Annotated in this window: 11 protein-coding genes; 7 read left to right on the forward strand and 4 right to left on the reverse strand. The window is 57.7% G+C overall.

Annotated features, from left to right (window positions below; translation table 11 throughout):
- The first annotated feature begins 63 nt into the window (after positions 1-63).
- Positions 64-2,322 (forward strand): mechanosensitive channel protein, encoded by a 2,259-nt coding sequence (gene ybiO / locus JT31_RS05395; protein ID WP_038474249.1) that lies wholly within the window; start codon positions 64-66, stop codon positions 2,320-2,322.
- Here ybiO and rlmF read toward each other — a convergent pair whose 3' ends face one another.
- Entirely contained in the window at positions 2,323-3,264 is a 942-nt protein-coding gene (gene rlmF / locus JT31_RS05400) for a 23S rRNA (adenine(1618)-N(6))-methyltransferase RlmF (protein ID WP_038474252.1), read from the reverse strand.
- Between the two features lie 101 nt (positions 3,265-3,365).
- Between rlmF and JT31_RS05405 the strand changes: the two genes are divergently transcribed.
- From JT31_RS05405 to JT31_RS05425, 5 genes are all read left to right on the forward strand, one after another.
- Complete coding sequence (locus JT31_RS05405) at positions 3,366-3,992, forward strand: flavin reductase family protein (protein ID WP_038474255.1); 627 nt, start codon at positions 3,366-3,368, stop codon at positions 3,990-3,992.
- 181 nt (positions 3,993-4,173) lie between these two features.
- The gene (gene bhsA, locus JT31_RS05410; RefSeq protein ID WP_038474258.1) at positions 4,174-4,431 is read left to right on the forward strand and encodes a multiple stress resistance protein BhsA; all 258 of its coding nucleotides are present in this window, start codon (positions 4,174-4,176) and stop codon (positions 4,429-4,431) included.
- Positions 4,432-4,629: 198 nt separating this feature from the next.
- The gene (gene celB / locus JT31_RS05415; protein WP_038474260.1) at positions 4,630-5,937 is read left to right on the forward strand and encodes a PTS cellobiose transporter subunit IIC; all 1,308 of its coding nucleotides are present in this window, start codon (positions 4,630-4,632) and stop codon (positions 5,935-5,937) included.
- Between the two features lie 6 nt (positions 5,938-5,943).
- The gene (locus tag JT31_RS05420) at positions 5,944-6,912 is read left to right on the forward strand and encodes a N(4)-(beta-N-acetylglucosaminyl)-L-asparaginase (protein WP_038474263.1); all 969 of its coding nucleotides are present in this window, start codon (positions 5,944-5,946) and stop codon (positions 6,910-6,912) included.
- Complete coding sequence (locus JT31_RS05425; protein WP_038474266.1) at positions 6,909-8,351, forward strand: leucyl aminopeptidase; 1,443 nt, start codon at positions 6,909-6,911, stop codon at positions 8,349-8,351. The genes JT31_RS05420 and JT31_RS05425 overlap by 4 nt, the downstream gene beginning before the upstream one ends.
- Positions 8,352-8,384: 33 nt before the next feature.
- On the opposite strand, the gene JT31_RS05430 is transcribed toward JT31_RS05425, so the two are convergent.
- Complete coding sequence (locus JT31_RS05430) at positions 8,385-9,218, reverse strand: hypothetical protein (RefSeq protein ID WP_038474269.1); 834 nt, start codon at positions 9,216-9,218, stop codon at positions 8,385-8,387.
- A gap of 361 nt (positions 9,219-9,579) precedes the next feature.
- Between JT31_RS05430 and ybiJ the strand changes: the two genes are divergently transcribed.
- Entirely contained in the window at positions 9,580-9,840 is a 261-nt protein-coding gene (gene ybiJ / locus JT31_RS05435) for a DUF1471 family protein YbiJ (protein WP_038474271.1), read from the forward strand.
- A 130-nt stretch (positions 9,841-9,970) separates the two neighbouring features.
- Here the strand turns inward: ybiJ and ybiB are convergent, their stop codons facing one another.
- Positions 9,971-10,939 carry a DNA-binding protein YbiB gene (ybiB, locus tag JT31_RS05440; RefSeq protein ID WP_038474274.1) on the reverse strand — a complete coding sequence of 323 codons (969 nt, stop codon included), beginning with the start codon at positions 10,937-10,939 and terminating at the stop codon, positions 9,971-9,973.
- A 14-nt stretch (positions 10,940-10,953) separates the two neighbouring features.
- Positions 10,954-13,113, reverse strand: coding sequence for an ATP-dependent DNA helicase DinG (gene dinG, locus JT31_RS05445; RefSeq protein ID WP_038474276.1), 2,160 nt, complete (start codon positions 13,111-13,113; stop codon positions 10,954-10,956).
- Between the last annotated feature and the right edge of the window lie 132 nt (positions 13,114-13,245).

Raw genomic sequence — 13,245 nt, forward strand, 5'->3', positions numbered from 1 at the left:
CTCACCAAAATCTCAGCCACTATACTTACTCTTTTGTCCGATTTCTCAGTCCGGAGGAGCGCTGTGCGATGGATCCTGATATTACTGTTTAGCCTGATGAGCCTGCCCGGCCATGCGGTCACCTTACCCGCCGCCGCCGTTGCCGCCTCAACGTCCCAAAGCAGTACCGCAGCACCGGCAGAGCCCGGCGTAGAAGAAAAGAAAAAAGCTTATTCGGCGCTCGCCGACGTCCTGGACAACCCCAGGTCCCGCAGTGAACTCATCGAGCAGCTTCGCAAAGTCGCCGCTGACGACGCCTCGCCAGGCGTGCCTGCTATCACGCCACCGGACACGCTCACCGAAGATAAAACCGTGCTCGAAAACGTCACCGACGTCAGTCGCCGCTACGGGGGAGAACTCACGCAGCGCTTTGAGCAGCTCCAGCAAAACATTGCCAGCGCACCGAGGAAAGCCTTTAACCAGCAGACTTTCTTCAATGCGCTGAGCCACTTCGCGATGCTTGCCAGCGCCGTCTTCGTATTTTATTTTCTGCTCCGCGCCTGCGTCCGGCCGCTGTGGGCCAAAATGGGCGACTGGGGGCGAAGAAAAAATCGCGACCATACCAACTGGCTTCACCTGCCGATAACCATCCTCAGCGCTTTCGCGGTGGATATCCTGCTGCTGGCGCTGACGCTGTTCATCGGGCAGCTCCTCAGCGACAAAATGAACGCCGGCAACGCCACCATCGCGCGCCAGCAGGGGCTGTTTCTCAACGCCTTTGGGCTTATCGAGTTCTTCAAAGCCGTGCTGCGCCTCATTTTCAGCCCGCGCTTCCCGGCGCTGCGCCCCTTCCCCATCGGCGACCAGGGCGCCCGCTACTGGAGCCTGCGCCTTTCGTGGCTGAGTACGCTCATTGGCTACGGATTATTGGTGGTGGTGCCGATTCTCGCCAATCAGGTTAACGCCCAGATCAGCGCCACGGTCAACGTGGTGGTGATGCTGCTGATCACCGTCTGGGCGCAGTACCTGATTTTTCACAATAAACGCGCCATCCAGCAAAGTCTGATTCACCTGGCAGACCGCTCAATGAGCTTCTTTAGCCTGTTTATTCGTGCTTTTGCGCTCATCTGGCACTGGCTCGCCAGCCTCTATTTTGTGGTGCTGTTTTTCCTTTCGCTCTTCGATCCGGGCAACAGCCTGAAATTCATGATGGGCGCCTCGCTGCACAGCCTGACGATCGTCGGCGTGGCGGCGTTTATCTCCGGCATGCTTTCACGCTGGATAGCAAAAACCATCACCCTTTCTCCACAGGTACAGCGTAATTACCCCGAGCTACAAAAACGCCTTAACGGCTGGATATCCGTCTCGCTGAAGCTGGCGCGCATTCTTACCGTTTGCGTAGCAGTCATGCTGCTGCTGGATGCCTGGGGACTTTTCGATGTCTGGCAATGGCTTACCCAGGGTGCCGGAGAGAAAACCGTCGATATCCTGATTCGCATCGTGCTTATCCTTTTCTTCTCTGCGGTCGGCTGGACGCTGCTGGCAAGCCTGATCGAAAACCGCCTCGCGTCGGATATCCACGGCCGCCCGATGCCAAGTGCGCGGGCCCGCACGCTGCTGACGCTGTTCCGTAACGCGCTGGCCGTGGTGATAAGCACCATCACTATCATGATCCTGCTTTCTGAAATTGGCGTGAATATTGCGCCGCTGCTGGCCGGGGCGGGCGCGTTGGGGCTGGCGATAAGCTTTGGCTCGCAAACATTGGTAAAGGATATTATTACCGGGATATTCATTCAGTTTGAAAATGGGATGAACACCGGCGACTACATCACCATCGGGGCGATTACCGGCACCGTAGAAAAAATGTCTATCCGTTCGGTGGGCGTCCGCCAGGATACCGGGGCTTACCACATCATCCCCTGGTCATCGATAACGACCTTCGCCAACTTTGTGCGCGGGATCGGCTCCTTCGTCGCAAACTATGACGTCGACAGGCAGGAGGACGTGGATAAAGCTAACCGGGTGCTGAAAGAGGCGGTGGAAGCGCTGATGGGCCAGGAAGATATTCGCATGCTGGTGATTGGCGAGCCGACGTTCTCGGGCATCGTGGGGCTGACAAACCAGGCCTTTACGGTGAGAGTCACCTTTACCACCCTGCCGCTAAAACAGTGGACGGTGCGCTACGCGCTCGACGGCATGGTCAAAAAACACTTTGATGATGCGGGCATCAGGCCACCGGTGCAAACCGTGCAGGTCATGCAGCCGGGTGCCGATGCGGTGCAGACCTTACAGGCCTCAGAAGCGGCGGCGGGTGCGTTACCCCCCGCCAGCCCGACCGGCTAATTATTTCCCGCGGTTTTTTGCCCAGCGTGCGCGCTGGGCATCATCCATAAAGCTCCAGGCGATGAAACGGCTCTGCTTTTGCCCCTGGGCCATCTCTTTTTTCACCACTTTCACCACGCCGGTTTCCTGCATCACGCGGTACAGCGCCGGCAGATTTTCACCTTTTGACACCAGCGAGGTGAACCACAGAACCTGGCGACCAAAAGCCTTACTTTCTTTGATCATCTGGCTAACGAAGGCCACTTCGCCCCCTTCGCACCACAGCTCCTGCTCGCGGCCGCCAAAGTTAAGCGCACCATCTTCGCTCTGTCCAAGGTTACGACGCTTACGTTCGCTCACGCTGCGGGCCGCCTCCACCGAGTCGTGGAACGGCGGGTTGCACAGCGTGGCGTCGTAGGTTTCATTTTTGTGGATAATCCCGTCCAGAATACAGGCGGCATTTTTCTGGCGGCGAAGGCGAATCATGCGGCTCAGCCCAGGATTGCCGTCAATAATTTGCTGGGCGCTGCGGAACGCAGCATCGTCCAGCTCAGAGCCGGTAAAGCGCCAGCCGTATTCGTGCTGCCCGATCAGCGGATAGATGCAGTTGGCGCCCACGCCGATATCCAGCACGGAAGCCTGAGCGGGCACGGTGCCGTCGTTACCCTCCGCCAGCAGATCGGCCAGATGGTGAATATAGTCCGCGCGCCCCGGCACCGGCGGGCAAAGGAAACCTTCCGGAATATCCCACTGCTTCACCTGGTAGAAATGCGCCAGCAACGCCTGGTTCAGCGCTTTAACCGCCAGCGGATCGGCAAAATCGACGGTGGTGTCACCGTGCGGCCCCTGACGCAAAAACGCGGCCAGCGCCGGGCTGCTTTCGGTTAACGCGGCAAAGTCATAGCGACTGCGGTGGCGGTTGCGAGGGTGCAAACCAGGTTTAGTGGCGGCTGGGGTTTTCATCGGGGCTTCTCCTTGTGTGGGCGCGTAAGATACTCTGCTCTCTGCGTCGGGTAAATACATCGACGGCGATTTGACCTCTTCAACATCAATTCAGGTGCGCAATGAGTAAAAAACGTTATTACTACGAGCCCTCGGTGGGCCACGGCTTACCGCACGACCCGCTGAACGCTATTGTCGGGCCGCGCCCGATTGGCTGGATTTCCTCCTGCAACCTGCAGGGCCAGCGTAATCTCGCACCTTACAGCTTCTTTAACTGTTTTAACTATCGCCCACCAATCATTGGTTTCGCCAGTAGCGGCTGGAAAGACAGCGTCCAGAACATCCTCGACACCAAAGAGTTCGTCTGGAACCTGACCACACGCCCTCTTGCCGAACAGATGAACGAAACTTCCGTCACGCTCCCCCGTGGCGAAGATGAGTTTCAGCGCGCAGGCCTGACGCCGGTTGCAGGGACGAAGGTCAACGCCAGCCTGGTGGCGGAAAGCCCGGTCAACTTTGAGTGCCGCCTGTCGCAGTGCATTCGCCTGACGTCTGCCGACGGCGACGAGCTAAACAGCTGGCTGGTGCTGGGTGAAGTCGTTGCAGTGCATATTGATGAAGAACTGCTTATCGACGGCATTTACCAGACCGCGCTGGCAAAACCCGTGCTGCGAGCCGGGGGGCCCACCGCCTATTACACGGTCGATGAATCCCTGCGTTTCGACCTCGTCCGCCCCGACGCCCGTTAAATCAACAATATCAGCCACATAAATGTGTGTTTTTTGTCAGTTTTAGGTCAAGTTTTATCGTTCAAAAAACACGCATAAGTCCATCAATTTTTTGCGTCATTGCCTGCCAGCAGGAGAACTAAACTGTAACTGTCAGACAACAAAAAGGTGTTACGCTCTTAACGCTCAAGAGGATGTAAAGATGAAAAAACTGCTGTATTTCTCTGCGGTTATCTCTCTTGCTGCACTGCCTTTTGCCTCCATGGCAGCCCAGGAAATGAGTGACGCAAACCTTGGTCAAATGCAACCTATCGGCACCGTGACGGCCAAAGCCAGCAACCTTGACGATCTGCAGGCCAAACTGGCAGAAAAAGCCAAAGAACAGGGTGCAACCGGCTACGTGATTAACTCTGCGGGCGGTGATAACCACCTGTACGGTACCGCCACTATCTACAAATAGCCCTTGCCCAGGCCAGCAAAATGCCCTGCAGTCCACTTTGCGGGGCATTTTTATTTCTCCGCTACGCAAAAATATTTAAGCAATCATATGATACTTATATAGCTCATCTGTGAATTAACTCACTTTATTAGCGCCGAACAATCACTAAGGTAATGGCACGCAAGAATTGTCTCTTGTGATTACTTTCGGAGCGGTAAAATGAAAAACCTGATGGCCGCATTAGAAGCCCGGCTGATGCCTCTGGCCGCCAAAATGGCGCAGCAGCGCCACCTCGGTGCCATTCGCGACGCCTATATCTCGTTCATGCCGTTTATTATCGTGGGCTCGATTCTGCTGGTTATCTCGTCGTTCCCTAGCACCCACTACCAGCAGTTTATGGCCTCTATTTTTGGCGAGGGCTGGTCAGCCACCGTTGAAATCCCTTTTAACGCCATCTTCTCAACGATGGCGGTCTTTATCAGCTTTCTGGTGGCCTACCGGCTGGCAGAGCGCTACGACATCGACAGAATGTCCTCCGGCATTTTGTCCCTCTCCTGCTTCCTGATCCTCACGCCTTTTGCCAAACATCCGGACGTCGGCAACATGATCCCAATGGAATGGCTGGGCTCAAAGGGGCTGTTTGTCGCGATGCTGGGGGCGCTGGCGAGTACGGAGCTGTTTGCCTGGATGCTGCGCCAGAACTGGGTCATCAAAATGCCGGACGGCGTCCCTCCGGCGGTGCAAAAATCTTTCGCGGCGCTTATCCCGTCGCTGCTAATTCTGATTATTGCCCTGGCGGTTCGCGTGCTGTTCGCAAAAACCGACTATCACACCATTCATCAGTTCGTCTATGAAGTGCTGGCGACGCCTATCCGCCACTTCGGCACCTCTTACATCGGCGCACTGTTTACCTGCTTCAGTATTACCAGCCTGTGGTCGGTAGGCATTAACTCCGGCTCGATGGTCAACGGCATCCTTCGTCCCTTCTGGATGGAAAACCAGATGGACAACCTGGCCGCCACGCAGGCCGGCATGCCGCCGCCGCACGTGGTGACCGAGCAATTTTACGACATGATCTGGATGGGCGGCGCAGGGGCAACATTGTCTCTGGTGATTGCTATGCTGCTGTTCGCCCGCAGCCAGCACATCAAAAATGTCTCACGGTTGGCCGTCGGCTCCTCCATTTTCAACATTAACGAGCCGGTGCTGTTTGGCCTGCCGGTCATCATGAACCCCGTCATGCTGATCCCCTTTAACCTTGTGCCGCTGGTGCTGGTCACGGTGCAGTACATCGCCATGTCCATTGGCATGGTGGCCACCACCACCGGGGTGTACATCCCCTGGACGCTGCCGCCGGTCTTGAGCGGATTTATCGTCACCGGGCACCTGAGCGGCGCGGTTATCCAACTGATTAACCTGTGCATCGGGGCGCTGATATACCTGCCGTTCCTGAAGGTCGTTGACCGGCAGTACCGGGCCAGTGAATCACCGGCACAGGTGACTGAACGCAAACCCGCCACGGAGTAGTTAAACATGACGTTATCAGCAAACTGGGGAACGATCGCCACCTGGCGTATGGCATGGGAAGGCGTTGGTGAAGCCGCCGAACGGCTGCAGCAAGGCGGTTCGGCCAGCGACGCCGTGGTGCATGCGGTCAAATGCGTAGAAGATTATCCTTTCTATAAATCGGTCGGCTTCGGCGGCCTGCCCAATGAAAAGGGTGAAGTCGAGCTGGACGCCGCCTTTATGGACGGCACCAGCCTCGCGCTCGGCGCCGTCGCCGGGGTAAGGAATATCGCTAACCCGATACTGGTCGCCAGGGCCCTCAGCGAAGAGCGTTTTAACAGTTTTATGGTGGGCCAGGGAGCCGAAGCGTGGGCAAAAGATCAAGGTTTTGAAAGCAAAACGATGCTGACCGAGCGGGCGCACAATCATTACCTCAAGCGCAAGCGTGAAACCCTCGATCGCGGGCTAAGCCCCTACACCGGGCACGACACCGTGGGAGTGATCGCGCTCGACGGCCAACAAAAAATGTCTGTCGCCACCTCTACCAGCGGCCTGTTTATGAAGCGCCCTGGCCGCGTAGGCGACTCACCGGTATCCGGCTCCGGCTTCTATGCCGACAGTGAAGTCGGCGCCGCCACCGCCACCGGCCTCGGCGAAGATCTGATGAAAGGCTGTATCAGCTACGAGATTGTCAGCCGCATGGCGCGCGGTATGTCACCGCAGCGGGCGGCCGAGTCTGCGGTTTATGACCTGGAGGCCAAACTGATTTCCCGCTACGGTCGTGCCGGCGACCTGTCCGTCGTCTGCATGAACAACCGGGGCGAATACGGCGCGGCCACCACCATCGACAACTTCTCTTTCTCTGTCGCCACGCCAGTACAGCCTGCGCAGGTGTTTCTCACCGCCCGGGACGGCAACCGCACGGTCATCCGCCCGGCAGATAGCGAATGGCTGGACGCCTACCAACAGCGCATCACCGCGGAGGTTATCCAATGAAATGCCAGCTAGTTTCACCCGACGCTGCCTTTAACAGCGCTCATCTCATCTTGTGGAATACTTCCCTGAGCCGCTGGCCGAACGCGCTCCAGCCCCTGCTGGAAGAGATGTCTACCTATGATGAGCCGCAAACAACCGCCTTTGGCTTGCAGGGTATATGCGAGCGCCTGACGCTGCTGCCTTCTGCCGATGTCACCCAGCCAGTCGTGCTTCGCCAGCTGCTTTCTGCCGTTGAAACGCTGCTGCCGTCTCCCGTTTTGCAGCCCGTCGCGCTGGACCTTGCGGGCTTTAACCTGGCGGACGAAACCACGTTTGTGCGGCTGCGCACGCTGCTGATAGCCCTGCTCAACCGCTTCTATCAGCTGCCGCAGCTGGGCTATCGTCAGGACCAGCCGCCGGGCGACAGCGAACTGTGGCTGATAACCGAGCCCAACAACGCCCTGGCGCGCCGCCTGGCTGAACAGGCCGAGGCTATCGCTCAGGGAATGCAGCTTTCTCGCCAGCTGGCGGATTTGCCCGCGCTGGACTGCCGCCCGCAGGATGTGGCGCTGCAAGCAGAAGCCTGGGCCGCCCAGCATCCGCAAACCAGCTGTGAGATCCTCGACGAGCAGGCCATTTTTGACCACGGCCTCGGCTGCCTGCACGCCACGGGAAAAGGCAGCGTCAATCCGCCCCGGCTGGTTACGCTGTGCTGGCAGGGTGCCGGCGAACAAGACCCGGTTTATGCCCTGGTCGGGAAAGGGATTACCTTCGATACCGGCGGGATGTGGCTGAAGGAAGGCGAAGGCATGCGCACGATGAAGTACGACATGTGCGGCGCGGCGGTGGTGTTCGGCATGATGGAGACCGTGAAACGCCTGAACCTGCCCATCAACGTCGCGGCGGTCATGGCGCTGGCGGAAAACATGCCCGGCAGCACCGCGATGATGCCGGGTGACGTTGTGCGCTCTCATGCGGGTGCAAGCGTAGAAATTATTAATACCGATGCCGAAGGCCGCCTGGTCCTCGCGGATGCCCTTAGCTATGCCGCAGAACGCTTTAAGCCTGCCGCCATGGTTGACGTCGCCACGCTGACCGGCGCGGTAGTCAAAGCGCTGGGTTACGACATTTCGGGGCTGATGAGCAACAACGAAGCGTTAAGCCAGCGCCTGCAGCAGGCGGGCAGCCTGACGCAGGATCGCGTCTGGCCTTTGCCGCTGGACGAAAGCTTTGACGGCCAGGTGAAGAGCGCCATTGCCGACTATACCAACACGCCGCCCAACAACGCCGCTATCGCGGTGTCTGCCGCGCAGTTCCTCAGTAAATTCTGCCATCAACGCCCCTGGGCGCATCTCGACGTCAGCGGTACCGCGCTGTCGCGAGGGAAGTTCACCCAGGCCAGCGGCCGACCGGCACATTTGCTGACGCAGTATTTTCTGTCGCTGTGTGAGGGGAAATAGCGTTTCATTAATATGAAGCGCCCGAACGGGCGCTTAACGCCGGGGATGATTGAGCTTGAGCCACGCTTCCGGGGTGAGGTTTTTTAGCCGGCTGCGAATAATTCTCTTATTCAAAAGATCTTCGAACTCCAGCAGCACGGCCCCTAACCCCAGACGCTTATCAAAGCGCTCGCCGTTCAACAGCACATCCAGCTGCTGGTGATAATTGCCCTGCCCGGCTTTTTCGAGCCAGCTTTCCTGCGGGGCCGTATATAAAGGAACGCCAAGTGCCTCAGCGAGATTCCGGGTGAACACGCACGGTTTCGCCGTTAACGAAAGCAGGGGCAGCGAAAGCCCTTCGCGTAAAAATCCCACCAGCGGCTCAGGCATAGCCTCGCTGCCGCGCTCCCGAAGCGCAACGGCCATATAGCCGGAAACGCGGTCGCTGAACACCAGCAGCTCGCCCTGCTTGTGGCTAATGATTTCCGGCAGCGGGAAGGCATCCAGCACAAAATGGCCCGGCGTCTGCTTGAGATCCGGCTTACTCATGCGGGACTGCTGCCAGTTTTGCAGCATGCGGCTGACGCTGGCGCGAGAAATCCCCTGCTGAATCAGCAAGCGCGCGGCTTCAAGAAGCTCGTCCAGGGAAAGCGCGAGGCGCAGACGCAGAAACACCAGCATCGACTCCTGCTCGTGGCTTAACGCACGATGAATCGTATTGGGCCGATGAGACTTGTCGTAGCAGTCGTCGCGCCTGCGCCAGCGACGGACGGTATCGACCGAAATGTTCAGCTCTTCCGCCAGCTCGCCGTCCGTTTTTTCGGACTCCTGAATGTACTTACGCGTACGCGGCGTTGTTGTGGCGTTGGAGTGCAGCTTTATCTCCATCGAACCTCATCCATCGGGTTGAAAAGGAAAGACAACATTATAAAAGCTTCCCCGGCAGGTTACTGCGCAAAAAATCAAAGTCATCCCAAAAAGCGTGCGCAAGCGATTGCACATCAGGTACGACCAGCACTAACAAAAAGAGTAGCAAAATGTGCGCAAACTAAGTGTTTCCAGGGTTAACGTCACGCAGCGAAACTATTTACCTCGTAATCACTACTTATTTCAACAGGTTATAACTAATTCAATTTTTTTGATTAAGGTCGTCAATTCTCTTCGATTTATTCTTCCACTAAAAAGTGTGACCATAATCACATCGACGGAACAACGTCACCTTAACAGAACAACCTGCGAGAATTTAGCCATGAAAACCATCAAATATGCTGTAGCTGCAATTGCTCTTTCAACTCTGTCTTTCGGTGCTTTCGCTGCCCAATCCGTGAACGAAGCACAGACACAGAACCTGAATAAAATTGGTGTTGTTTCCGCAACTGGCGCAACGACCCTGGATGGCCTGGAAGCAAAACTGGCGGCTAAAGCAGAAGCAGCAGGCGCAAGCTCTTACGCGATTACCTCTGCGAACACCGAAGGTCAAATGAGCGGCACCGCGGTTATCTACAAATAATCACGCGCTCAGGCATTACCCTCATTGAGGCCGGTACCCTCATCGGCCTTGATAGCACTACCCTTGTTTAACCCTGATGTTACCCTTGTTTGCCCGCGATGCCTGTCGCGGGCTTTTTTTTGTTTGTCGTTCAGAAAACTTCAGCAACACGCGCCAGGCCAGCCTCAAGCGTGGCCACTTCGCCGGTGGCCAGCAGGCAGCAGGCCATCTGAATTTTCAGCGACTGCGGCACCGGCTCAACGCCCGCCACGCAGCGCTCAATCCAGCGTGCGGTCACGGCAGGATCTTTGCCCGACGGCAGCACAACGGCCTCGCCGTCGACGTCGGTCTGCCGCTCGCTGACCACGCGGGTTCCCTTGTCATCAATCAGCGTAATCTGCGGGCAACGCTGCGGATTGGCGTACACCTCGCCCTCGGTACCGTGCATTAACAGCCCACGGCCGCCGATATCGGCAAAGAACTTCGCCACTTTTGGCACGTATTCCGGATGAGAAACGCTGGCCAGACGCAGCGCGGCATCTTCGGCAAACGGCGTGGCCAGCTTCGCCAGCGTATGCGCGCTGTTACGCACGCCCATGCGCCAGCGCATCGCCAGTTGGGTTTCCATCGGCGGGCAAAGCGCGCTAATTGGCAGGTAGACGGGATGATGAGACTCAAGCTTCGCCTGCGCCTGTCCGGCGTAGCGCGTTGGTTCAATGCCCAGCAGCGTAAAAATGGTTTCCGTTAACACCCGGGTTGGGTCTTCGCTCACGCCGTGGACCACCACGGGGTAACCCAGCTTGTTGAGCAAAAGCGCCAGCTGCGGCGTGAGGTTCGCCTGCTTGCGGGCGCCGTTATAGGAAGGGATGACAATCGGCATCGGTTTACCCGGTGGCGGGGTTAGCGCAATAACGTGCTGCTTCATTGCCTCATAAAAACCGAGCATCTCCGCTTCGCCTTCGCCCTTGATACGCAGGGCAATCAGCACGCCGCCCAGCTCCAGGTCAGGCACTTCGCCCTTCAGCATATGGCTATACAATCCGCGCGCGGTATCAAAATCGAGATCTCTGGCGTGGTTTTTCCCCCGGCCAATTTCTTTAATGATTTTGCGATAGTCCATTCAGACTCTCCTTGCTATTTCTTGCTCACACGTTTGCGCCGTACAGTGTGTTTCGGCGTCGTTATTATCACTTTTGCTTCCGGCGCTTCGGGCTGTTCAATCGGGAACACCGGCAGCGCGGCCAGCAGGCGCTCGCCGTAGCGTTTACTCAGCAGGCGGCGGTCGTAAATGACTATTTCACCATAGCAGGCGTGACTGCGAATTAAACGCCCAACTTGTTGGATCAGGTTAAAAGAGGCGCTGGGCAAACTCTGCACCTCGAAAGGATAGCGGTTAAGGCTTTTCAGCCACTCCCCTTCGGTGACGACCACCGGGCTGTCTACCGGCGGGAAGGCGATTTTATGTATATGGACCTGGGTCAGCAGCTCGCCTTTCAGGTCCAGCCCTTCGGCGAAAGATTGCAGGCCGATAAGCACGCTGGTTTCCCCGGCCTCAACGCGCTTGCGGTGCAGCTCCACCAGCCGGTAGCGAGGCTGATCGCCCTGCACCAGCAGCATCAGCCGCAGGTCGGTGACGTGGGTTAAAAACTGCTGCATCGCCCGGCCGCTGGCAAACAGCACCAGCATCGCTTTGTGCTCGCCCAGTGCCAGCTGCGCACGGAAGAACGCCGCCATCTCGGCAATATGCTGCGCCTCGTGCTCCATCAGTGGCTCAACGCGCATCTTCGGAATCACGATTTTACCCTGCTCGATATGGTTAAACGGCGAGTCCAGATGGATAAAGCGGTCGCCCGCTTTCTCACGCAGCCCGCTCATTTCCTGCAGGCGGTCAAAACGGTTTAGCGAACGCAGCGTGGCAGAGGTGACTATCACGTGCGGCACCTTGCGCCAGAGCATTTTCTCCAGCTGATCGCTAACGCGGATGCCCACGCAGTGGAAGAAAAGATGCGGCTGCCCCTCACGGATTTCACGCGTGACCCACTTCGACACCGGCGCGCCGGAGGCCTGCTCCATCGCCGCCAGCTTCCACAGTTTGCTCTGCGCTTCAAAGAAGCCTAGCGCCCTGTTCATTTGCAGCAGCGCCCGGTGCAGGCGCACGATGTCATGGCTGGCGGTTTTTTCACTCAGATCGTTCAGCAGCGCTTCAGACAGGCTACGCAGGGCCTCCATCAGCTTTGCCAGCCGCTGGCAAATGACCATCACCTCTTCGGGCAGCACGCCCATCTCAAAGCGGTGCTCCCCTTCCCGCTCGCCCGGCAGCCACAGGCCGACGATAGCGTGAAACGACTGCAGCAGCTCGTAAACTTCATCGCAGTGGTTGGTCAAACGTTCAGGAGAGGTCAGCGGCGGCGGGCTTTTTGGCCGGAACTGTGCCATGCAGGTTTCCACCAGCTTGCTGAACAGGTCCAGCTGCAGGCGGCTGTAGCCCGGCGTGACCTCGGCGCTCATCTCCAGCGCGTCGCGTGCCACGTCGGCAAGGTGATGCCCTTCGTCCAGCACCAGCAGCAGGTTTTTCGCTTCCGGCAGCACCGCATCGCTTTCCAGCGCCGCCATCACCAGCGCATGGTTGGCGACCACCACTTCCGCCTCGTCGATTTCGCGGCGTGCCACAAAGAACGGGCACTCTTTGTACCAGTGGCAGTTCCGCCCCAGGCAGCTGGCTTTATCGGTGCTTAGCCGCCGCCAGAGGTCATCCTCGATGGCCTCGTCGGTATGATCGCGCAGCCCGTCCCATTTATAGCCGTCGAGGCTGGCTTTGAGTTTGGCGCAGCGCTGCTGCTCGGCTTTGCTGGTCGGCGCCATCTCATCATCGAGAAAGGCCAGCAAATCGCCCTGGGTAAAGTTGTCGGTTGCCAGCGCGGCCAGGTTACGCGGGCAGACGTAACGCCCACGGCCAAAGGCGGCGGTAAATTTCAGGTCAGGAATGATTTTGCGCAACAGCGGCAGGTCTTTGCTGTAAATCTGATCCTGCAGTGCGACGTTGGCGGTGCTGACCACCAGCGTTTTTTGGTCTCCCCTGGCGATGGCAATGCCGGGAATCAGGTAAGAGAGGGTTTTGCCGACGCCGGTCGGTGCTTCGATAGCCAGATGCCGCCCTTCCTCACCGGCGAGGGTCTTCGCCACCTCGGCGATCATCTGCCGCTGAGGCGCTCGCGGAATAAAGTCCGGGATCTGCTGCTGTAGCGCCTTATACCAGGCACCGATTTGCGCTTTTTGCGCCGACGACAAAGCCATAACATCACTTCTACTGTATAAACAGCCACTATTGTTTCACTTTTACTCCCCTGACAGTAGCGTTTTTTCCTCTTCTGCGAAGCTCATTGCGGAAAACGTTTTAACCGCACTCCGGCGGCTAAAACGTGAGGG

This window comes from Cedecea neteri, assembly GCF_000757825.1.
Taxonomy (GTDB): domain Bacteria; phylum Pseudomonadota; class Gammaproteobacteria; order Enterobacterales; family Enterobacteriaceae; genus Cedecea; species Cedecea selenatireducens.